Genomic DNA, 22771 nt, shown 5'->3' on the forward strand with positions numbered 1-22771 from the left:
TTCGTGGTGACGCCCGGTGTGGCGGCCTCGTGTTACTCCGACGGCGTGACCGTTGGTGGTGCGAGGGCACGCAACCGGGTGCGTACGGCGGAGGCACGCGCATGATGGAGGTCGTCAAGGATGATCAGAGCCTGCCGCCAGGAATCGCAGGCCGCCTGCAGGTCTCCGTGGCGGTGGAGGGTGTCGCCCAGTCCGACGAGGACCTCGGCCTCGTAGAAGCGGTTGCCCAGATCCTGCAGCAGGGCGAGTGCGTGGTGGTAGCAGGTGAGGGCTTGCGCGTACTGACCGAGGCGGTAGTGGGCGAGACCCATGCTGTGCCAGGTGCTGGCCTGCCCTTCCCGGTTGGCGAGGGTCTGCTGCAGGCCGAGGGCGTCATTGCCGCAGGTGAGCGCCAGCTGGTACTCGCCGAGCCCCGCGTGACTCCAGCTGATCCGGGTGAGGGCTTCGGCCTGCCCGGCCGCGTAGCCGAGATCTCGGAACATCTCGTGGGCGTGGTTTGCGTGTGCCAGCGCTGACGAGTACTGCCCTCGCCAGTCCGCCAGGTAGCACAGGCTGATCTGTGTATGGGCCTGGCCGAGTCGATCGCCGGCCCGCTCGGCCAGGTCGAGGGTCCGGCGCAGCAGCGCGTCGGACTCGTCGAAGTTGCTCATCTGCATCTCAGCGTGGGCGAGGAGGCGGTTGGCGTGGATCTGGGCGCCCGGGTCGGCCGTCCGAGCTGCGGCGGCCACCGCGGCACGCCCGACAGCTACCCAGTGCGACCAGTAACCCCGGGGGTAGAGAAACGCCCACATCACCCAGGCGAGCTGCCAGATGTGGGTGTCGAAGTCGTCACCTCGGGTGTGTTCGACGACAGCCAGCAGTACGGCGTGCTCCGCGGCGAACCAGTCCAGGGCCTGCCGACCACTCGTGAGCTGATCGGGGGCGACTCCGGGCCGAGCCGGGGGGAGGCTGATCGGTTCGCGGGTCGGGTTCAGCAGGCGGTCGGCGGCGTAGCCGGAATGCAGGTAGTGGTCCAGTAGACGGACAGTCGCCAGGTGTCGCTCCCGCGCGGAGTCGATCGTGTGCACCTGGTCCGCGGCGTACGCGCGAAGCAGGTCGTGAAAGACGTACCGGCCCGGGACGTGTTCGATGACCAGGTTGGCCCCGGCGAGTTCGGTCAGCGACCGACGGGCCACGGCCCGGGACTGGCCGGCCAGGCTGGCCGCAGCCGAGATGCTGATGTCCGGACCGGGGTGGAGCCCGAGCATTCGGAACAGGAGCGCCGCCGGTGTGCTCAGTGCCTGGTAGGACCAGGAGAACACGGCTCTCACCTGGCTGGCCCGATCCCCGGTATCCAATACGTCCAGCCGCTGCCCGGTCTCGTGTAGTTCGGCGGCGAGAGCTGCCAGGGGGAGACCGAACCGGTGGGCGCGGGCGGCGATGACGGCCAGGGCCAGCGGTAGCCGAGCGCAGGCGGTGATGAGCTGCTGGACGGCGTCCGGTTCGGCAGCGACCCGGGCATCGCCCAGCCGGTTGGCCAGAAGGGTGCGAGCCTCGTCGTCGGACAGTGTGTCCAGGGTCAACGGGTGGGCGCCGTTGAGGGCGAGCAGGCCGACGAGCACAGTGCGGCTGGTGACCACCACCAGGCATCCCGGCGCGCCGGGCAGCAGATATCGGACCTGTTCACTATCTCGGGCGTTGTCCAGCACGATGAGCATCCGACGGCCGGACAGCAGGCTGCGGTACAGGGCGGCCTGCGCGTCCAGGGTGGTCGGGATCCGGTGCGGGTCGACGCCGAAGGCGTCGAGGAAGCTACGTACCGCGTCCGCCGGGTCTGTCGCCGCCTTGACCGGATCGAAACCGTGGAGGTTCACGTACAACTGCCCGTCCGGGAACCGGTCCGCCACCCGGTGTGCCCACCGGATCGCCAGAGCGGTCTTGCCGACCCCAGGCGTGCCGTCGATCGCCACGATCGCCGCCGCTGCCGGCCGAGCATCTCCCTGTCCGGCGTGCTCACACCCGGGGTCGGTGGCGACGTCACCATGGCGATCCAACTCGGCCAACTGCGCCGTCCGGCCAGCGAAGGTGGGCAGGTCCGCGGGTAGCTGACTGGGCACCACCACCGCTCGACGCTGGGCGGCCACCCGGACCGTGGGCGCGTGCCGCGCCCCGGCCCGGACAGCCCGATCGGCGAGAGCGTTCTCCATCGCCCGGTACCGGGCGTGCCACCGGTCCGCCGTCACCAGGTGGGCCGGCACGGTGATCCGGTGCGCGTGCGCGTGCCGGGCGCAGGCCCCGACGAACGCCTGCACGGTCGCCCACCGCGGTGTGCCCGGCCCGTTGAGCAGGTCGCCAACCGTCGAGATCCGCAACACCGACCCGTCGAAATCGGCGTGTGCCTCCAGACTGCGGTACGTCGGTCGCCGTACCGCCAGGTACAGCTCCTGCAGTTCGGTCCGGAACACCTCGACCGGGTCACCGTCTTGTCTCACCAAATCATCTGACCACAGGATCGACGGCCATGGAAACGACCGTTTCATGACCGGACGCCCGCTTTCCGATTGCGTCCGGCGCCGGACCGCGCGCCGCCTTCCGTCCGGCACCGTAAACGCCTGGACGTTTCCGGACGGCGCCCGCGAGTGCCGGTGGCCGTCCCAGAGGAGGTAGCTCATGTTCCGAAAGGCGTTCACGGCGTCGCTGGTGACCATCGCCGCGGCGGGTGCGGTCGTGGCCCTGACCGACGCTCCGGCCTCCGCGGCGGACCAACCGACCTTCTGCGGCAACTGGCTGCAGCAGCCGTCCAAGGCGTCGAACATACGCACCGTGCCCGGCACGGAGGGGAGGGTGGACGACCCACAGGAAGGCGAATACATCCGGGTCAGGGAGGGCAGCTACGGCGGGCACTGGTACGCCTGGGCGCAGCTCGTCAACAGTGGCCAGAACTCGTCGGACACCGTTGCCCTGCTCTGGAAGTACACCCCCAACGGGGGGCTCTACCAGTGCGGCGACCGGTCGGGCGGCAGCGGCTGGGCGCTCGACTACACGGCCGGCGTCCGGGACACGCAGTCGTCCCGGGTGCAGCCCAAGTTCCAGACCGGCAACGGGAGAGTCGAGTTGGGCGCAGCGGTGCCCTGGCGGTAGCGAGGATTCGATGACCCGGGTCGCCGACCAGGTCGGCGATCCGGGTCCTACCCAAGGCGAGGACGAGATGCCCGCACCGGCCCGTGCGGCCTGCCTGTTGGGCCTGGCCGCCACCCTCATCACCGGCTGCTCGGTCGCCGAGCCCGGCACCGAGCCAGCCGTCCCGGTCGTCGCGCAGGCCGCGGACGCCGCGGCCGAGCTGCGGCTGCCGTTGGACGAGTACGAGCTGACACCTGCCGAGAACCAGCAGGTGCAGCGGGCCGTGTTCGACCGGCTGCGGTCCTGCCTGGCGACCTTCGACCTGGCTGTCTCCCTGCCCGAGTCCCGGGTGGCGACCTATCCCGCACACGCCACCCAACTCGACTGGTTGGGCGGCCACGACGTGACCCGGTACGGCTACCGGGGCCCGCCGGGTTTCGCCGAGGAGATGTCCGCGGCGGCCCGACGGGGCAGCCGGCCGATCGTCGTACCTCCCGAGGCCATTGCCGTGTTCTTCGGTGACACCGCCGTCCACAACGGCCGGCCGGTGCCGGCGAAGGGTTGCGACGGGGAGAGCCAACGGGCCGTCAACGGTGGCAGTGACTCATCTTCGGTCGACGGCCTCGCCCCCGGCGTCTCCCCGGAACAGGGCATCGAGTGGCTGGAACAGCAGGCCGCGGACCAGGCTCGCGCCGATCGGCGCTACCTGCACGTCGTCGACAGGTGGAGTGCGTGCATGGACCGCCGGGGTCATCACTACGACACCCCGGACGACGCCCAGGGCGACCCCCGATGGAACCGGGAGGAGGACGGCGGACCGGCACCGTCGCCCGACGAGGTGGCCACGGCCACCGCCGACCGTTCCTGCCGGGACGCCACGAACATGTCCGGAATGCTCAGGAATCTCATCGCGCAGCGGGAGGAGCAGGTCATCCGAGCCCGGTCCGACACCGTGCGGCAGGTGTCGGCCCTGCTGCACCGGCGCGCCGCGAACGCCGCCGCCCTCCTGCCCGGAGCGGTGGCCGGCAGCCGAGGCCGATCGGACGGCGCCCCGGGCACGTCGGAGGATCCGGCGCCCGGCCAGTAGTCCCACCCGACCGCTGCATAGATCAGCACCGAGAGGCTTCGTCATGTCCGTACCCCGTCGCGTCGTCGCTGGCTTCGTCAGCGTTCTCCTTCTCCTGCTGTCCGCCCAGGTGCCGCCCGGCTCTGCCGCCGCGGCCACCGCGGCGCCATCCGCGACCGCGGTGTCTCCGGTGGCCGCGGAGCCGCCACCGTCCCCGCCGCCGCAGATCACCCCGGACCAGCGGGACGGCGTGCTCGGCGCCGGCTGGCGGACCTCGAAGGACCGGGCCTGGGCGCTGTCCGGCGATGCCACCGGGCTGCACGTGCTGGTCGCGAAGGCTGCCGAGGGCTACACCTGGCGGACCGCGACGACTCTCGCCGAGCCGGGCTTCGAGACCGACACGTGGATCGGCAACGCCTGCGTGACCGGGTCCGGGCGTCGGCTGGCGGTCGCGTACGCGCCACGGACCTTCACCAACGACGCGAACCTGTTCTCACGTGGGGCATTCACGGCCGTGGTGGATCTCGACAGCGGGACCGTGCGGAAGCTCCCGACGCTGTCCACGCTGGCCTACTACAGCCCAGGCTGCGGCACCGCGGAGACCGCCGTCTTCACCCAGGCGGCGAGCGAGAGCACGCGTACCCGACTGGTGCGGGTCGACGCCGCCACCGGGCGGGTCACGGCTCGGCCGACCGTCCTGGACGGGCAGGTGACCTCCGCCGTACCGGTCGGCACGACGATCGTGGCGGCGGACCGGCACCGGCTGATCCGGATCACCGCCGGCGGGCGGCGTACCACCCTCACCCGGACCCGGGCCGTACCGTTCCGGCTCACCGCGACGGCTGGCGGCGGCGTCGCGTTCCTCGACCGGGCCGGCGACACGGCGATGGTCGCGCACCTCGACCCGGCGGCGGTCCGCGCGGCCGCCGGCAAACCGGCCCGGAGCCTGTTCAGCGGTCCCCTCACCAGCCTGGACCTGACCCGCGACGCGGCCGGACACGCTTACGTCACAGGCATCGCACGGCCGGCCACCGCCCAGGCGCCCAGCGCCGCCAGACCGACCCCGGCCGCAGCCGTCGGCGCGGTGACGACACTTGCCGACGCGCCCAAGGACGCATTGGCCTCCACTCGTGGCGCAGCGGTGCTGACGTCCGTGGCGCGGGCCGGCCCGGCCGATCCCCGCGGCCGCTCCGCAGATCCGCCGGCGGGCCGCGCCACCGACCTCACGTTGCGGATCCGCGCCACGGGCCGGCAAGCCACGTTCACGGTCACCCCCGGTGCCCAGGACCTGGACCACGCCCACACCGGCAGCCGCCCGCACCCGACGCTGACCGGAGCCGGCGCGCCGTCGAAGAACGGGGACGGGCAGCTGCCCCGGGCCGTGGCCGCTGGCGGGTCGGCGACCGATCCGGTGGAGGCCGAACGGACCTGTTCGGTGCCGCGCAACGACCCGCGCAACCAGGCCCTGCAACCCAAGCCCCGGCAGGTGGAGTGGGCCGTCGACCAGGCCGTCACCGGTGCGTTGACAGTCCAGCGAGAGGCGAACTGGAAGAACCTGGGCATGCCCGCGTACACCCCGGCGGGGCTGTTCCCGCCCGGGGACCTCTACGGCGGCGGCCACGTGCCGCCCCAGATCCTGCTCGGCATCGCCGCACAGGAGTCGAACCTGTGGCAGACCACCGGCCGCGCGCTGCCCGGGATGACCGCGAACCCGCTGATCGGAAACTTCTACGGCCGGGAGATCTACGACGACGACACCGCGAACGACTGGGACATCCGCTGGGACAAGGCCGACTGCGGGTACGGCGTCATGCAGGTCACCGACGGGATGCGGCTGGCCGGGCGGGAGGGCGACAGTCCCGCGGCGCTGCCGTACCAGAGCCAGCGGGCCGTCGCGCTGGACTTCGCCGCCAACGTCGCCGCCGGACTGAAGCTGCTGATCACCAAGTGGAACCAGACCAGAGCCGCCGGCATGTACGTCAACAACGGCGACCCGAAGTTCATCGAGAACTGGTTCTTCGCGATCTGGGCCTACAACTCCGGGTTCCACCCCGACGCCGGCGACGGGTCGCCATGGGGGGTGGGCTGGCTCAACAACCCGGTCAACCCGCACTACCCGGCCAACCGCGACGCTTTCCTGGACAAGACCATGGCCGACGCCGCGCACCCGCAGTACTGGCCGTACCAGGAGAAGGTGCTCGGCTTCGCTGGCCACCCGATCGAGCTGCCGGAGGGGCCGAACACGCTCGTGTCGGCATTCCGGCCGGCCAGCTGGAACGGCGGCGACATCCAGGGCCCGATCAACCGCACAAACGTCAAACCGCCCGCCACCAAGTTCTGCGACGCCACGAACGACTGCGTGCCCGGTGGCTCCTACCAGCCCACCGACCCCGACGTGTCCGGTGAGCCCGCGGGGCCATGTGCGCACCGCAACGCCAGCGGGCAGTATGACTTGAAATGCTGGTACCACAAGCCTGCGGTGTGGAAGACCGACTGCCCGGCCACCTGCGGGATCGAGCTGCTGCGCTTCAACCCCGGATACGCCTACCAGGAGGACGGGACGTCGTACCCGCCGCGCTGCGACCCGTCCGGACTGCCCAGCACGGCCCTGGTCGTGGACGACGTGCCCAGAAGCGTCCCGTCCATCCGGCCGGGATGCGCGGCGAACTTCACCGAGGGCGGCACGTTCTCGCTGAACTTCGGCGCCGACGGCAACGGCAGGTTCCCGTCGAAAGTCGACTTCCACCAGTTCGGCGCCGGATTCAACGGCCATTTCTACTCGTCGTTCACCCGGGGCCCGCGCTACCAACCCAACGGGTTCGAGAGCAAGCTCCGAGTCGAGGGCACCTGGCGGCTGTCCGAGGCGCGGCACCAGTGGATGCGGCTCAAGGTGTTCATCCCCGACGTCGGGGCATGGACCCGGCAGGCCCGCTACGACATCGACCTCGGTAACGGGCAGCGCCGGTTCCGGGTGGTCAACCAGGCGTGGCAGGCACACACCTGGGTCGACCTCGGCGTCTTCAAGGTCGACGGCATTCCGAGTGTCACCCTGAGCACCCGCACCGCGGACGGCATCGGCGCCGACACGGCCGTCTTCGACGCGATGGCGTTCATCCCGGCCACCGCCCCGACGGCGCAGTACGTCGCCCTGGGTGACTCGTACAGCTCCGGGGAGGGACTGGGGCCGTTCCTGGCCAACAGCGACTACCGGCGGTCGGACAACACCTCGGCGAGCGCCTGTCACCGGTCGTCGTCCGGGGCGTACCCCACCCAGGTGAAGCTCCCCGGGCACAGTGCCACGATCGCCCAGGAGGCTGCCAACGGCACCGCGTCGTTCGCGTTCCTCGCCTGTTCTGGGGCGCTGACCACGAACGTCACAAAGGCCGCCTACAACAACCCGCCCAAGCAGAGCGACCTCGACGGCCACACCGACTGGGGCTGGGCGCCCGACGACTTCGGGTTCGCCGACGAGTTCCAGTACGGCGAACTGCCGCAGGTCGAGCAGGGCTACCTCGACCAGGACACCACGCACGTCACACTGACGATCGGCGGCAACGACGCCCGGTTCGCCGAGGTCGTCCGAAGCTGCATCACGGCCCTGGACAACTGCTACACCGACCGGCACAAGCTCACCCGGGGCAACGGGATCGTCGACCCGGAACCGCTGCGGGTGTACGAGAAGAAGCTCATGCGGGAGTGGCTGCCCACGCACCTGAAGGCCGTCTACCGGGCGGTTCACCACAGCGCGCCGAACGCGAAGATCATCGTCCCCGGCTATCCGCAACTGTTCGAGGACCGCCAGACCGACTGGAGCTGCCAGGGCATCTCCACCGGCGGGGCGAAGTTCCTGAACACTCTCGCGGACCTGCTGAACACCACAATCGCGCACGCGGTCGCCGAGGTCCACGACGAGGGCGTCGACATCCGCTTCGTCAACGTCACCCAACGATGGCGAGACAGCCACCAGAACTGGACCTGCAGCGGGGCCACCGTCCCATGGGTGAACGGTGGAATCCTCACCTGCACCAATGGCAGCGGCCCGGAGACTCCGTGCAGGGCCAGCTACCACCCCACGCTGGCCGGGCAGACCCAGCTCGCCGACGTGGTGAACCTGGCCCTGCGCGGCACCGGTTCCGCGGCCACCGTGCAGCGGCGGATTCTCGACTACGTCGCCACCAGGACCCCCGACCCAAAGGACCCCACCGGCGGCCAACGCTGGATCGTCTCGGCGGCGCAGGCCCTGGAGGTCGCACAGCGCTGCCTGGACCTGACCCGGATCGGCGGCGTGCTGGGCGACCCGTGCATGACCGAGCCGATGCTTGTGGTGACCACCCGGGACGCGGCCCGGCCGGCGCGCACCGACGCCGAGGCGATCGAGCGGCTGCCCTGGTGGGTGCACCTCAACTACACCAGCAGCCCTACCCGGACTAAGTGGATCGCTTCGCGGCGCTGGTACGAGACCTTGGACTATCAACCGAACGGCTGCAGCATGAACCCGAGGCCGACCGATTACCAATGCGATGAGTACCCCTTCTTCTCCAGTGAGTTCGGCGCCGCTTGGGATCCGTTCGAGGGCTACGACTCGGAGAGCTCGAGCCGCGTGAACTGGGCCTCGAAGCGCGAGAACCAGATCATCGAGGGAACCATGCTCGGCGCGATGTACAACGCGTGTGCGGTGGACAGCAGCGTCTACAGCTCCACTGGCTCACTGATGATCCTCGGCGATCCCTACCTCACCATCCCGGTGATCGCGGGCGACTCCGCCGACAAGCCCTCAACCTTCTACGTCTGCTGATTCCGCAGACGCTCCCCACCAATTGTCGAAGGAGAACACCGTGCGAAGACTCCGCCATGCTCTGGCCCTCGCCGCCGCCGTATTGATCGCGCTGACAGTGGCCATCGTGATCCCCACCGCCGCGCAGGCCGCCCCACCGTTCGACCCGGCCAACGGAAACTGGTCCCGCTGGACGTTCCACTCCGGCGGCAATTACGACCTGGTGATCGATGCCAGCAGGTCCGGCGGGAACGGCAGCGCGGTGCAGCTCTACGGCGACCACCTCGGCTCGAACCAGGTCTGGTTCCAGGAGGCCGCTTCCGGCGGCGGGCAGTATCTGCACCCCGGTTACGACAGGTGGCTCTGCCTGGGCCGCACCGGTAACGGGTGGGGCGACCGGGCCGAGATCCAGAACTGCAACGGAACGGTGAGCCAGTTGTGGAACCTGCCTCGGTACAGCCAGCAGCAGTACTTCATCACGCCGTTCGACGACTCGAACATCTGCCTCGACGTGCCGAGCAGCAACTTCAGCCAGGGGGTCGACCTCCAACTGTGGGGATGCAACTACAGCAACGCCCAGGCATGGTCCACCGCGAGGTGCTACGCGGGCGGCTGCGACCGGGAGTGGCCGGACATTTCGGACTGCGACACCGCGGGCGCTCGCCAGGTGGACGACGTCAGCCAGGCCGGCGACCGAGTCGTGCTGTTCTACTCGGCCGGCTGCCAGGCCTACTGGGCGACGGCGAGCCGCTCTTCGGCTTGGGCTAGCTCTTCAGTTCTCACCCTGCGACGCCACGGCCCGGACGGCACCCTGGAACTTCGACTCACTGTCAATCGTGGCGAATCCCGCTGGTCGTCCCTGCTCGGCAAGCGCCAGGCCGAGGATTCATTCGAAGCGTGTTCAGGCAGCTCGCAGTATCCGTCCGACGGGATATTCTGCACCAGCCGGCATTCCTGATGTGTGAAGGCCTCCAAGCCGCGCCTGGCAGCGGTCTAGTACTCCAGCAGGAGATCCTGACGCGGCGAGAGCCGTCATTTGACCGGGTAGCCGTCAACCTTGGCCTGGTTCTTGATCGCGGCCCCTCGCCCGGGCGGCAGTTCCAGCCCCACCGCAGTTGGTCCGTACGCACTGTTACCGGTGCGGAAGCCCGCTCGCTGCTGACATGGCGTATCAGTGGGTTTCGACATCGTTGGACCGTGCTGGACGGACGTGGACAGCGCTGAACCCTGGAACGTGGACGCCGCTGAGACAAAGACTCCTCATCGAGCGCAGCCGTCACCCCCGGCGGCTGCGACACCTGATGGCAGGAGTGAGCGATGTCCACCGTCTCGACGGCAATCCCGGTCGCCATCACACGGCATCCGCGTGCCGTCGTGGTGCTCGCCACCGCGCAGTTCCTGGTGCTGCTCTCGACCTCCATCGTCAACGTCGCGCTGCCCTCGGTGCGTGACGGCCTCGGGCTCAGCGCGGGGTCGGTGACGTGGGTCGTCAATGCCTACGTTCTCGCATTCGGTGCCCTGCTGCTGCTCGGTGGGCGCCTGGCTGACGTCGTCGGGCAGCGACGGACGTACACCATCGGTCTTGGCATCTTTCTCGTCGCCACGCTGGGCGCCGGGCTCGCGCCTACCCCGGAGGTCCTGTTCGCGTCGCGGGCCGGGCAGGGCGTCGGCGCGGCAGTCCTGTCCCCCGCAGCGCTGGCCCTGTTGCTCCGCCTGCATTCCGGCCCCGAGGAGCGCAACCGCGCCCTCGCCGTCTGGGGCGGGGTCTCCGCGGCTGGGGGCGCGGCAGGAGTGCTGCTCGGCGGTGTGCTGACCGAATCGCTGGGCTGGCGATGGGTGTTCCTGGCTGCCGTACCCCTCGCCCTGGCTGCGTTGTTGCCCGTGGCCCAGGTGCTGCCGGCGGACGAGGTGCGCACTCAGCGCTCGCTCGACATTGGCGGTGCGACGCTGGTAACCGCAGGCGTGGTGCTGGCGACGTACGCCGTGGTGCAGGGTGGCACGAACGGCTGGTTGACCGTGACCACCGCGCTGGTGGCGGCCGCCGCCGCCGGAGCGCTCGTGGCTTTCGTCCTCGTCGAGCGCCAGCAGCCGCAGCCCCTGCTGCCCCTACGGCTGTTCGCGAACGTCGAACTCAGCCGGGCCAACGTGGCCATGGCGTTGTTGGGAACCGTCTGGGTCGGGCTGTTCGTGGTGCTGCCGCTCTACCAGCAGCAGGTGCTGGGCTGGTCGCCGCTGAAGTCCGGAGTCACCCAGCTTCCGTTGGCGCTGGCCAACATCGCCGCGGCCATGCTCACGCCCCGGATCGTCGCACGCGTCGGAGCTGCATCGGCCACCGTCGGCGCGCTGCTGCTGCTCGCAGTGGGGCTCGCCTGGCTGGGTGCCGCCGGCACCGACGGGACCTTCCTGCGGGCGCTGCTCGGGCCCACAGTCCTGATCGGCGTCGGCATCGGTGCGGCCTTCGTGCTGCTCACCGACGCGGCAACCGCCGGCGTGGCCCCCGGTGACGTCGGCGTCGCGGGTGGCTTGGTGAACACCACACGCCAGGTGGGCGGTGCGATCGGTCTCGCCGCCATGCTCGCGGTGGCAAAGGCGCGTACGTCGGCCTCGCAAGCCCTGCCTGCCGTCGAAGCGCTCGCCGCGGGGTACCGCGCCGCATTGCTCACCGCCGCGCTCGTCGCGCTGCTCGCGGCTGTCGTCAGCGCCACCGGGTTACGCCGCCGCGCGGTCCGCGGTCTGACTCTCTGACCGAATGCCCCTGTCATATACAGAAGGAGACGCCACATGTCTGTCACCACTGCCGCCTCCGTCGGCAATGCCCCGAAGCCGTACCTGCAAGCCCACTTCGCCCCGGTCGTCGACGAGATCAGCGCGACCTCGCTGACCGTGCAGGGCTCCCTCCCCTCCGAGCTGGACGGGCGCTACTTCCGCAACAGCCACAACCCGCTGCCCGGTGTCGTCCCCTCGAACTGGTTCGCCGGCTCGGGCATGATCCATGGCATTCGACTGCGCGGCGGACAGGCCGAGTGGTACCGCAACTCCTGGGTCCGCACTCCCGCGCTCGACGGTGCCCCCTACCGCCGTGCCGACGGCAGCACCGATCTGACCGCGAGCGTCGCGGGGACCAACATCATCGAGCACGCCGGCAGGATCCTCGCCCTTCAGGAACAGAATCTGCCGTTCGAGATGACACCTGAGTTGGCCACCGTCGGGCCCTACGACTTCGGCGGCACGTTGCGGACCTCCATGACGGCCCACCCCAAGGAGGACCCCGTGACCGGCGAGCTGCACTTCTTCTCCTGGTCGCCCTACCCGCCGCACGTCACCTACTACGTCGCCGACTCCTCGGGTGAGATCGTTCGCGCGGTACCCGTGCCCGCCGCCGGGCCGACGCTGCAGCATGACTTCGGTCTGACCACCAACTACGTCGTGTGGCTCGACATGTCACTGGTGTTCGACCACACGAACCCCGGCCTGCCGTTCGGGTGGAGCGACAGCTATGTCCCGCGCCTCGGCGTCATGCCCCGCACCGGCCCCGCCGAGGTCCGCTGGTTCGAGGTCGAGGCCGGCGCCCTCCTGCACGTCGGCAACGCCTACGAGGACGGGGACGGCAACATCGTGGTCGAGGGTCCGCGGTACGACCGCAGCGCCTGGGAAGTCACCGACAAGTTCACCCTCGGCGCCCCCGGTCACCTGGGTACACCCAACGGCGGCGCGGTGCAGACCCGCTGGGTCCTCAACCCCGGCACCGGGAAGGCCGGTGAGGCCGTCGTCGATGACCTGGTCACGGAGTTCCCCACCATCAACGAGGACTACCTCGGCCGCGCCAACCAGTTCAGCTACGCCATGGCCTTCCCCGGCGGCGGGCTGGACGAGTACGCCGTGGTCAAGATGGACGCCGGCAGCGGCCGGACGACAGTGGCCCGGATGGGCGACCGGCGGATGCCCGGCGAGGCCGTCTTCGTGCCCGCTCAGGATGGCACCCGCGAGGACGACGGCTGGCTGCTCACCCTGGTCAGCGACACCTTGGCCGACGCATCCCAACTGCTGGTCATCGACGCCTCGAACCTGAACACCATCGCGGCCGTCGAACTGCCCCGCCGGGTGCCCTCCGGCATCCACGGCAACTGGATCCCGGACTCGGACCTCGGCTGACAGCCCGACCGACCAGCAAGGAGAACCCAGCCATGGACACCATCATCAACCGGTGGCACCCGACCGTCACGGCCACCGCCGCCCACCAGGGGCCTGCCGTTCAGGACGGGCTCGTACCCGGGCCCTGTGCCGACTCCACAAAGTCGGATGGCCGCCGCTGATTCACGTGGACGCGACTTCGGCTTCCCACAGCACGTCGCTCACCCGGGCGACAGCCGCTCGCAGGTGCCGGCGGTAGGTGCCGAAGGGTAGGCCGAGGCGTCGCGCCGCCGCCTCCTGGGTCGGGGCGCCGGAGAAGTAGGTCGCCGCCAGCGCCGCGTGGGCCTTCACACCGGCCAGGTCCGTACGCATCGCGTCGGCCGCATCCTGCACCATGGCCCGCAGAACGACGACCGTGTCATCGCCGGCCGACGTCAGGAAGCTCCGGCGCAGCAGGGGGTTCGACGCGAAACCCTCGGGGTGACGCCAGGTCTGCAGAGCGAGGCGGACGTACTCGTCGAACTCCTCGCGCTCCAGCTCGGCGTCGCCCCGCTGGTCGGAACACCGCGGCGGGATCGGCACCGCGGTGTCCAGCTCACCGACACTGACCGGGACGTCGCCGCCGACCACGGCGTGGAACCACTCCTCGAACGACTCCAGCCGCCAGTCGCTGACGAACAGCCCGTAGGTCGCATCGCCGACTCGCGCGGATCGACCCGAGTCCGCCATGGCACTGCCGAACCGAGCCGCCCAGGCCTCCATGTCCTGGTAGACATCGAAGTCGTGCGCCCTCCCGGTCGCCCGATAGGCCTCGACCAGCGCTCGCCAGTGGTTCAGCTCAAGCACCGGCGACGGTTGCTCGTACGCGGGTGGATAGACCGCGAAGCGCGTGATGGAGATGTGCTCGCCAGGCCCCGCCGGGCTGATGTCGTTGCTGTATCCCCAGGCCGCCGCGACCACCGGGTCGGTGGCGAGATCCTCGGAATCGGCTGGCACGGGGAGCACGAGGTGCGCCGAGAAGGCCAGAACCTCGCTGCTGCGGGCCTCCCGGAAGACGTGGAAGGCCTGCGGCTGCTTGGCGTACCAGTAGGAGACCAGCTCTGCTGACTCCTCGCCCTCGGCCGCACGACACAGTTCGAGCACGCGCGGGAGGTGCTCCGGCGCCATGTCGTCCTCGTACACCCGACCCTGGCGCGCCCACGAGTACATCGCGCCCACAAGCCGCACGTCGCGGTACAGGTAGAACGCACGGCCCATCGCCTCGAGCATCTGGCTGGCCGGGGCTTCGCGCGCCTGGCGAAGGTACGCCTCCAGCAGCCGCATCCGGATAGCGTCGTACGCCTGCGGCGACCGCCAGCGCAGATCGGCGGCGAGCGTCGCCCGTGCGGCGTCGTGCGGAAAGAGCCCCTGCGGCGAGGACTCCATGAACGGCAGCCCGCGCAGCCAGTCGAACAACGCCCGCGCGTCCTCGCCCGGCAGGGCCGCGAACAGCAGTTCCTCGGTCGTCGAGTAAGCCTGCGCGGCTATCTCCAGCGCCCGCTGGTGGATGGCCGAGGGGACGTCGCCGATCAGCCGTGTCATCAGGGTCGCGAGTACCTCGCCAGTCGGTGTCCAGTCCTGGGTCTCCCGGACAGGGTGCTGTAAGACGGCTGCGGCGAGCGACAGCGCGAGCGGGTTGCCGCCGGCGAATCCAGCAACGGCGGGCACATCCGCTGCCCGGACACCACGAGCCGCGAGCAGCGCACCTGTCTGCCCGGGGGTCATGGGGGACAGCTCGATCACCCTCAGGATCTCCGACCAGCCAGGGTCCATCGACCACTCGACCTCGGGCCGTGTACGACCGCTGAGCACCACGAGGGCACCGTCGGCGAGGCGGGGGAGGAAACGCTCGCGCAACCACCCCTCGATCCACTGGCACTTGCCGAAGGAGTCGACGACGAGCACGGCGGAGCCGTCTTCCAGCACCGCGGCCGCCGTCTGCTCGAACTCCTGCGGCGACCGCCCGACGAAGCGCCCGTCGACCTCGACCACCGCCCGCCCCGCCCGCAGCGCCTCCTGCACCCACAGGCGCGTCAGCGTCGACTTGCCGATGCCACCCGGCCCGTGGACCCAGAGAACAGCGACCGCCGAGCCACCGGACAGGGCGTCATGAAAGGCAGCCCGCTCCTGTTCGCGGCCCACGAAGGCGCGCTCACGGGCGGCTTCGAGTCGGCCTGCCAGACCGCCACCGGAGGAAGGGGAAACCAGCTCTGACCGCATCGTGCGCTACTCCCGGTGGCTCGTCGGCAGTGTTTCGTGCACAACTCTCCCAGACAGTCGGCGCTCAGCTGTCGCGCTCCGAGCCAGGGGTACCGCCCGGCATGCGGATGGTGGTCATGGCCGCGAGGAGTCCGTCTGTCAGCCGCTCGATCCTGGCGGGATCCAGGTCAACGCCTCGGACGACGACACGCCAGTAGAGCGGCCCGATCATGAGGTCCAGGGACTGATCACGCGGGGTATCGCTGGCCCGCCAGATCCTGACCGAGCCCGAGGTGGCCGGAACGGCCTCGACTCAATTCAAGGCTACTTATTCGCCGATGTCGTCTTGGCCTTGCGTCTCTTCGATTTTGAGGGCCGAGAATGGGAGCCGGTCGGCCCTTAGGCCCGAACGGAAGCCGGACATCGCGGCCTTCGACATCCACACCTGCCGCGAACCGAGCGCTACGCATTGTAGCCGCCGGCTCGTTTGTGGGTGCTGACAGTGTCGCGCCCCGGTCGAGGCTGTCAGAATCGTGTCGACGGAGCCCGTATGCGGAGGCAGGGAGAAGACGTGAGCGACTGGAACGACAAGATCATCGCTGAGTTCCGCGCCAACGGTGGCCAGGTCGGCGGTCAGTTCGCCGGCGCGCCGCTGTTGCTGTTGCACAGTGTGGGCGCCAAGAGCGGCCAGCCCCGCGTGCACCCGATGATGTACCAGGAGGTGGACGGCGGCTACGCCGTGTTCGCGTCCAAGGGCGGTGCGCCCACAAACCCTGACTGGTACCACAACCTGCTGGCTCACCCGAATGCCCAAGCGGAGATCGGCATGGACAAGGTCGAGTTGGTCGCCAGAGTCGCCACCGGGGACGAGCGGGAACGGATCTGGAGCGCGCAGAAGGCCGCGTATCCAGGCTTCGCCGACTACGAGCGGAAGACCACCCGCGAGATCCCCGTCGTCGTACTGGAACCGGCGCCGTAGGCGGAGACGGCACCGGGTCGTAGGGTGAGTCACCGCAGTGCCGCCGCGAGTTCGGCGGCGTTGCCGTACGCGGATGCCGCCCTCGCGGATTCGTCTTCCGTGAGCGTGACGGACCGGGCGCGGGTCAGCATCTCGGCGGCGGTCTGTGGATCGTGCAACACCATCGCGAGTTCGGCGCGGTAGACGAGGACCTCCACCTGCTCGACCGGATCGTCGTCGGCTCGTGGGCGGGCCAACGCGCTGTCGAGGATCCGTACGGCCTGTCCGACGCTTCCCCTGGAGTCGGCCTGCACGACAGCATTCGCCAGGGCCTTGGCCAGTCGCCCGGCGGGCGTGGCGGCCGGCATGGGCGCGGCGGCGTCCCGAAAGACGCGGATCCAGTTGCCGCCCGGGTCGATGACGCTGAATCCGCCCAGCCCGTCGGCGTTCTTCCGCGCCCTGGGCCGGGTCATCCGCGGCGTGCCGGACACCAGTACCTTGCCGTACGCGGCGCGCATGCCGGCTGCGAATGCCCGATGTAGTCCCTCGATGTCCGCGGTGATCACGAGGCAGGAGCCGTAGGACTGCTCCGGGTCGAATCCGGGGATCTCGAAGAACTGCAGATGCAGGTCTTCCCGCTGCACCCCCACGCACGCGTTGGGCTTGCGTTGCTTGTAGGTGGTGTGGAAGCCGAGAACTCCGTAGAAGGTTTCGATGTCGTCAATTGATGCGCACGGCAGCAGGGGAACGGTCCGTTCGTTGGTCATGCCTCCTTCCTAGGCGTCCCAGGGTGTCCGTCGCACATGGAAATAGCCGTCCATCGCCATCGGCCATCCGATCGGCCGATGACTCAGAACGCGACGATGCCCGGCCGAGCCGCCGGCTGACGACGTCCTCGGGTCGGTCGGTCCGCGGCGCGGTTGGGCATGATGGACAGGCATGCGGTGCGCTGAAGCGAGGGGGTACGCCGTGGAGCTGCGACTGCGCATGTCCGACAAGGCGCGAGATCTCGTCGAGCAGATCCTGCACGAGATGCTGGTGCGCTTCCCGATCACTCGGGACGAGGCGGTGGGCCGGGTGAACCAGGCGTGGGGACACCTCGACCACATCGGCGACAAGAACCTGATCTTCCACGAACCGCCTGACGACTGGGCTCGTACCATCTACTACGGCAAGGACTCGCGCTGGTGGCAAGGCGAGGACGGGCTCACGCCCCTGCCGTACGAGTCGGACGCGTGATCGGGCACGTGCTGCCCGGGTGCTCCGGCGTGGTGCGGCCGGGCGCACGTCTCAGAGTCGCCCGGAGGGCGGCAACTCCGGATGCGCGACGTTCAGCTCTTGGGCAGCCGCAGCCGCGCGATGCGGCGCTCGCCGTCCAGGGCGCGCATCGCCCGGGCCAGCGTCGCGGCGTGCAGCTCGTCCTCGCCACGTTCGAGCATGGTCTCCGCCGCCACGCCGATCGCCCTGGCCTCCGACGCCAGCGCCTGCGCGGCAAGGACGCAACCCCGTGCGTCGAAGTGACCGCTGTCCCGAGCCGGGTTGAGCCGGGCCACCAGGTCGATGATGCGCAGGTAGCGGTCGACGAGTTCCTGCTCGGCGCGGGTCAGCGCGGGGAGCTCTCGTTCCGTCATCGCGCTCCTTCCGTGGGCATCCCGCGTGCCGGGCGGGGAGGGAGGCGCAACCCGTGCGCGGCAGGATGGAACGAGCCTATCCACCGCTGACCGGGCCGTCCGGGTGCCGTCCGCCGCCGTGCGGACGGCCTTCATCGCCGGCGCGGACCTGCTCATCGCCGTTGGCGCCATCGCCGCCGGGCGCTACTAATCACCTGGGCTGAGCCCCACCGGCGCCCGCCTACCTGCCGCTGTGCGGCTGCCCGCCCTTCTCGTCCCGCCAGCCATCGGGTTGGGGATGGTAGCCGTACGCGGCAGCCCGGACCGTCTCCTCGTTTTCCAGCCCGGAGCCGATCGCGCCGCCGACGGTGGCCAGCGAACTGGTGATCCAGGCCAGCGTCAGATAGTCGGTGACGTCGACCGACCGCTGCAGGATCTGTTCCAGCACGGAGGTGTCGATCAGCAGTGCCGCGACGAGCGCCGTTCCCACGAACAGCACGACGTAGGACACTGCCGTGGCCAGAGTGAGGGTGAGGACCGTACCCAGGTTGAACAGCCGTGCCAGCTCGGTCGGTGTGTCGTGGTCTGGCTTCTCCCACAGGTTGTGCGCGACGATCAGCCAGGCCACCAACGCGGCCAGCCCGAGCACCATGATCACGGCGAGCCGGAGTCCGCCGAGCGCGTCGCCCATCTGCCAGATGGTGTCCGTGGTGAGCGCGAACGCGGCGGTGCCGAACGCGCCGACCAGCAGCTTGGACAGGCCCAGCAGGGCACGCCCGGGGCGGTTGGCGCGGACCATGCCGGTCAACAGCCGCGCCCGGCCGATCAGGCGGGAGGCGACGTAGCGCCGCTCGCCGGCGTCGGCCTCGCTGACCACTCGGTGGACGGCGGGAATCCGCCGTGGCATCTCGGCCGGCGTCCCGTCGGCCGGCTGCACCCGCTTGTCGGAGGTCTCGGTCAGCAGCCTGCTCACCAGATCCGGGATGGCCATGCGGGCGGCTCGCAGCTGGTGCAACCCCAGCGCGGGTAGGGACACCACCGCGACTCGACGCCTGGCGCTGGTCTGCGCGACCAGCGGCACCCGTTCGGTATGCAGTGGCAGGTCGGTCAGGCAGATCGCGACATCCCACTGGTCATCGGAACGGCGTCGGGCAAGATCGTCGAGCAGCGCCTCGACGCCGCTGTCGCGGCGCGGCGAAACCTCTCCCCAGCCTTGCCGCACAGTCCACCGCACGTCCGCGTCAACCCGTTCGGCGAGACCGCGGGCCAGCTCGGCGGTGAGCCGCTCGGCCACCCGGGCGGGGTGGTCCGGTGGGATCGCCACCAGCCCGACAACGATCTCCGGGTGTTGCTGTTCGCGGTGGGTCATCGGTGCTCCTCACCGGTAGCGGGCGCGCCGCCCAGACAGCCTAAGAGCTCACCCTGACCGTTGTAGCGGATTCAGGAGAAGGAACCGCGCCGCGCGGAGTACGCGAACCGGGTGCCGCAGCGTGAACGGATGGCCGGCCGGCACCTGTGCGGGAGTGGACGTGCCCGGTTGTGCCTGGTAGGCACAGAGCGTGCGGATCCTTTCGTTACTGCCGGCGGCGACGGACATCGTGGCCATGCTTGGCCTGACCGGGCACCTGGTCGGGCGTACCCATGAGTGTGACTGGCCGCCGGGGGCCCTGGCCGAGGTCCCGGCGGTGACTGCGACGTCCCTGCCGGAGGCCCTGACCAGCCGGGAGATCTCGGCGGCGATCGCTGGTGACGCGCACCGGGGATCATCGCTGTACCAGCTCGATGTCGCCATGCTGGAGGACCTGAAGCCGGATCTGATCCTGACCCAGGATCTGTGTGACGTGTGTGCGGTCTCGTACGAGCGGGTCAACGACGCCGTTCGTCTGATCGATCTCGACACCACTGTGGTGTCCCTGGAGGCGCGGACCATCGACGGGATCCTGGACACCGTCGATGCCGTGGCCGCGCTGACCGGCGCCGAGGGCCGGGCGGCGGAGATCCGAGCCGACGCCGGACGTCGCCTCGCCGCGTTGCCCGGATCCGTGACCGGCGCGCCGACGGTGTTGTTCGTCGAGTGGCTCGACCCGTTGATGCCCGGCGGACACTGGGTGCCGGAGCAGATCGCCTATGCGGGTGGGCGCTCTCTGCTGCTCGGGCCGGGCGCGCACAGCACCCCGCACCTGTGGTCGGTGGTCGCCGACCTGGCTCCCGAGGTGGTGGTGTTCGGGCCGTGCGGGTTCACGCCCGAGCGCACCGTCGACGAGTTGCCGGTGGCGACGGCGCAACCCGGGTGGGCGGACCTGCCCGCGGTGCGTCAGGGGCAGGTGTGGGTGGTCGACGGGCCTGCCTACTTCAACCGCCCCGGCCCGAGGGTCGTCGACGGCGCGGAGATCCTCGCCGCCATCCTTGCCGGCCGTCCCGACTCCCGCGCTCGGCGGGTTCCCCTCGACGTGGGGTGACACCTCCGCGCCTGAGCAGTCGGGACGGACATCGGCGGCAGCGCGTGGCCAGGAGCCACGGTGGGGCGGCGGCGCACCGCCGCCCCACCGCCGCTCAGGTGAGCCCTTGACCGGCTGGTTCGTCAGCGACTGCGCGTAGGTGGACCAGGCGACAGTCATCGGGCCGGTCCGGGTGACGTCGCCGTAGATGATGGGTGGGCGGACGCAGCGAGAGCCGTACGACTGCACCCAGCCATTGACCGTGGCGGCGAATCCGGCCAACTGTTCGCCGAAATACTGCACCATGTCGTTGCGTTCCGGCTCGCCGTGCACCAGCACGTCCAGCCCGAGCCGTTCCTGCAGCGCGACGACGTGCGCGACCTCGGCGCACATCCGCTCGGCGTAGCCGGCGTCGTCGAGTTGGCCGGCCCGGTGCGCCGCCCCGGCCTGGCGCAGTTCCCGCGTCTGTGGAAACGACCCGATGGTGGTGGTGGGCAGCCGACATGCGGGCTCTTGTTGCAAGATAATGGCAACAGCCATAATAAGGCAGCAGTGAGAGGACGTACCTGATGGCCGTGTACAACCTGCCCGACCTGCCCTACGACTACGGGGCACTCGAGCCCGCGATGTCCGGGGAGATCCTGGAGTTGCACCACGACAAGCACCACGCCGCGTACGTCAAGGGCGCCAACGACGGCCTCGACCGGCTCGCCGAGGCTCGGGACAAGGGCGACTACGCGACGCTCGTCGGGTTGGAGAAGACGTTTGCGTTCAACCTGTCCGGGCACGTGCTGCACTCGATCTTCTGGAACAACCTGTCCCCGGACGGCGGTGACCGTCCCGACGGTGAGCTGGCCGCGGCGATCGACGAGCACTTCGGCTCCTTCGACGGCTTCGCCGGCCAGTTGTCCGCGGCTACGAAGGGTGTGCAGGGCTCCGGGTGGGGTGTCCTGGCGTGGGAGCCGCTGAGCCAACGGTTGATCGTGGAGCAGGTCTACGACCACCACGGCAACGTCGGGCAGGGTTCGACCCCGGTGCTGGTGTTCGACGCCTGGGAGCACGCTTACTACCTGCAGTACCGCAACGTGCGCCCGGACTACGTGGACCGGTTGTGGAACCTGGTCAACTGGACCGACGTCACCGCCCGTTTCGACGCCGCCCGCGCCGCGACCCCGAAGATCTGATCCGGCGTGAGCGGCTACACCCCCGAGGCCGCCGAGATCGTGCAACGCGCCGCCGGGGTCATCGCGGCCAAACACCGCGGTGACCTCGACGGCGCCGAGGCGCTGATGTCGGCGTTCAGCTCCGAGCAGGCCCGTACCCTCGGCTTCTACCTGCTCGCCGACCTCGCGCTCGGCCTGGTCAAGGCGCAGAGCGGGCAGACGATGGACGACCTGGTCCGGGAGCTGTCCCTCCTTCTGGCCGAGACCGCCCAGTCACCGCCCGGCTGACGGTCCGCTGGGTCCCACACGTGGTGGGACCCAGCGGATGCCGCAGCGTCCACTGCTCAACCCGAGGAGTCGAGGGTCGGGTGCATGCCCTCGCCGCGCCGGCACGGTCGACGATCCGGTCGCTCCAGCGGGCCAGTTGGGCCGGCGGGCCGTCAGCCGGCAGCGGGGAGGGACACGACGCGGCGCTCGTAGGGTGCGATGGTGATGCTCGTGACGAGTCCGTCGTGGACGCGGATCCGGATCAGCGCGAACGGGTGCCCGCCGGGAGCGATGACCGCGCCGGGGCGGCCGTCGACGAGGACTGGGACGGCGGCGGCGATGCGGTCCACGAATGCCCTTGTCTCCTCCGCGACCGCCCGCGCGCCTCGGACGACGGGCTCGGCACCGTTGGCGAGGAATCCGAGGTCGGCCGTGCGGACGACGTCGGGTGCCAGGAGCGTGACGAGCCGCGCGATGTCGCCACCACGCGCGGCGTCGAGGAAGGCGTCGATGACCTCGAGCTGGCGGGCGGGCCGCGGTGGGTCGACCGGACCGGCCGTCCGGAGTCGGATCCGCGCCCGACTCGCGAGTTTCTTCGCCGCGACCGTCGTCGTGTCGAGCACCAACGCGACCTGGTCGAACGGGACACCGAACAGGTCGTGGAGCACGTAGGCCACCCGCTGCGGGGGAGAGAGTTCGCCGAGGACGACGAGCAGCGCGCGGGAGATGTTCTCACGACGGATGAACTCCTCGTCGGTCGCGAGGTGTGCGCCGGGGATGTCGTCGGCCCGGAGCGGGAGCTCTCCCCTGCGGTGGCGGGCGCGGAGCTGGTCCAGGCACAGGCGTGCGGTCACCGTGGTGAGCCAGCCGTCGAGGTTCGCCAGTTGCGCGGGGTCGGCTGAACGCGCGCGCACCCAGGTGGCCTGCACCGCGTCCTCGGCGTCGTGGTGCGAGCCGACGATGCGATAGGCCAACGACATCAGTCGTGCCCGCGACGCCTCGAAGTGTTCGATCAGTTCCACGTCTG

General features: G+C 70.0%; 17 protein-coding genes and 1 pseudogene. 11 read left to right on the forward strand and 7 right to left on the reverse strand.

Going from position 1 to position 22771, the window contains the following annotated elements; translation table 11 throughout:
• Positions 1-32: 32 nt before the first annotated feature.
• Entirely contained in the window at positions 33-2471 is a 2439-nt protein-coding gene (locus ACLQ29_RS24035; protein WP_425773726.1) for an ATP-binding protein, read from the reverse strand.
• Positions 2472-2649: 178 nt separating this feature from the next.
• Between ACLQ29_RS24035 and ACLQ29_RS24040 the strand changes: the two genes are divergently transcribed.
• The 6 genes from ACLQ29_RS24040 to ACLQ29_RS24065 all read left to right on the forward strand — a co-directional run bounded on the left by ACLQ29_RS24040 (position 2650) and on the right by ACLQ29_RS24065 (position 13091).
• A complete protein-coding gene (locus ACLQ29_RS24040; protein ID WP_425773727.1) occupies positions 2650-3120 on the forward strand; it encodes a hypothetical protein in 471 nt (156 codons plus the stop codon).
• A 10-nt stretch (positions 3121-3130) separates the two neighbouring features.
• Complete coding sequence (locus ACLQ29_RS24045; protein ID WP_425773728.1) at positions 3131-4186, forward strand: hypothetical protein; 1056 nt, start codon at positions 3131-3133, stop codon at positions 4184-4186.
• A 43-nt stretch (positions 4187-4229) separates the two neighbouring features.
• On the forward strand, positions 4230-8960 hold the full coding sequence (locus tag ACLQ29_RS24050; protein ID WP_425773729.1) for a hypothetical protein: 4731 nt from the start codon (positions 4230-4232) through the stop codon (positions 8958-8960).
• A 40-nt stretch (positions 8961-9000) separates the two neighbouring features.
• Positions 9001-9897: an RICIN domain-containing protein gene (locus tag ACLQ29_RS24055; protein ID WP_425773730.1), complete on the forward strand. Its 897-nt coding sequence runs from the start codon at positions 9001-9003 to the stop codon at positions 9895-9897.
• 359 nt (positions 9898-10256) lie between these two features.
• Positions 10257-11684: an MFS transporter gene (locus tag ACLQ29_RS24060; protein ID WP_425773731.1), complete on the forward strand. Its 1428-nt coding sequence runs from the start codon at positions 10257-10259 to the stop codon at positions 11682-11684.
• Positions 11685-11720: 36 nt separating this feature from the next.
• Entirely contained in the window at positions 11721-13091 is a 1371-nt protein-coding gene (locus tag ACLQ29_RS24065) for a carotenoid oxygenase family protein (protein ID WP_425773732.1), read from the forward strand.
• Between the two features lie 162 nt (positions 13092-13253).
• On the opposite strand, the gene ACLQ29_RS24070 is transcribed toward ACLQ29_RS24065, so the two are convergent.
• Positions 13254-15329: an ATP-binding protein gene (locus ACLQ29_RS24070; protein WP_425773733.1), complete on the reverse strand. Its 2076-nt coding sequence runs from the start codon at positions 15327-15329 to the stop codon at positions 13254-13256.
• 550 nt (positions 15330-15879) lie between these two features.
• On the opposite strand from ACLQ29_RS24070, the gene ACLQ29_RS24075 reads away from it, so the two are divergent.
• The gene (locus ACLQ29_RS24075) at positions 15880-16287 is read left to right on the forward strand and encodes a nitroreductase family deazaflavin-dependent oxidoreductase (protein WP_425773734.1); all 408 of its coding nucleotides are present in this window, start codon (positions 15880-15882) and stop codon (positions 16285-16287) included.
• A 29-nt stretch (positions 16288-16316) separates the two neighbouring features.
• Here the strand turns inward: ACLQ29_RS24075 and ACLQ29_RS24080 are convergent, their stop codons facing one another.
• Entirely contained in the window at positions 16317-17033 is a 717-nt protein-coding gene (locus tag ACLQ29_RS24080; protein WP_425773735.1) for a VOC family protein, read from the reverse strand.
• Positions 17034-17205: 172 nt separating this feature from the next.
• Here ACLQ29_RS24080 and ACLQ29_RS24085 point away from each other — a divergent pair, with 172 nt between their 5' ends.
• Complete coding sequence (locus tag ACLQ29_RS24085) at positions 17206-17505, forward strand: hypothetical protein (protein ID WP_425773736.1); 300 nt, start codon at positions 17206-17208, stop codon at positions 17503-17505.
• Positions 17506-17597: 92 nt separating this feature from the next.
• Here the strand turns inward: ACLQ29_RS24085 and ACLQ29_RS24090 are convergent, their stop codons facing one another.
• Together ACLQ29_RS24090 and ACLQ29_RS24095 are read right to left on the reverse strand one after the other, a co-directional pair.
• On the reverse strand, positions 17598-17897 hold the full coding sequence (locus ACLQ29_RS24090; protein ID WP_425773737.1) for a hypothetical protein: 300 nt from the start codon (positions 17895-17897) through the stop codon (positions 17598-17600).
• 220 nt (positions 17898-18117) lie between these two features.
• Complete coding sequence (locus ACLQ29_RS24095) at positions 18118-19245, reverse strand: hypothetical protein (protein WP_425773738.1); 1128 nt, start codon at positions 19243-19245, stop codon at positions 18118-18120.
• 190 nt (positions 19246-19435) lie between these two features.
• On the opposite strand from ACLQ29_RS24095, the gene ACLQ29_RS24100 reads away from it, so the two are divergent.
• Positions 19436-20335 (forward strand): ABC transporter substrate-binding protein, encoded by a 900-nt coding sequence (locus ACLQ29_RS24100; protein WP_425773739.1) that lies wholly within the window; start codon positions 19436-19438, stop codon positions 20333-20335.
• A gap of 114 nt (positions 20336-20449) precedes the next feature.
• Here the strand turns inward: ACLQ29_RS24100 and ACLQ29_RS24105 are convergent.
• A pseudogene (locus ACLQ29_RS24105) lies at positions 20450-20854 on the reverse strand (5-methyltetrahydropteroyltriglutamate--homocysteine S-methyltransferase); the annotation flags it as partial.
• 29 nt (positions 20855-20883) lie between these two features.
• Here ACLQ29_RS24105 and ACLQ29_RS24110 point away from each other — a divergent pair.
• Positions 20884-21498, forward strand: coding sequence for a superoxide dismutase (locus ACLQ29_RS24110; RefSeq protein ID WP_124818209.1), 615 nt, complete (start codon positions 20884-20886; stop codon positions 21496-21498).
• 6 nt (positions 21499-21504) lie between these two features.
• Positions 21505-21765, forward strand: coding sequence for a superoxide dismutase (locus ACLQ29_RS24115; protein ID WP_425773740.1), 261 nt, complete (start codon positions 21505-21507; stop codon positions 21763-21765).
• 152 nt (positions 21766-21917) lie between these two features.
• Here the strand turns inward: ACLQ29_RS24115 and ACLQ29_RS24120 are convergent, their stop codons facing one another.
• Positions 21918-22766 carry a sigma-70 family RNA polymerase sigma factor gene (locus ACLQ29_RS24120; protein WP_425773741.1) on the reverse strand — a complete coding sequence of 283 codons (849 nt, stop codon included), beginning with the start codon at positions 22764-22766 and terminating at the stop codon, positions 21918-21920.
• Positions 22767-22771 lie beyond the last annotated feature (5 nt).

It is taken from the genome of Micromonospora sp. DT228, from assembly GCF_049841595.1.
Lineage (GTDB): Bacteria > Actinomycetota > Actinomycetes > Mycobacteriales > Micromonosporaceae > Micromonospora.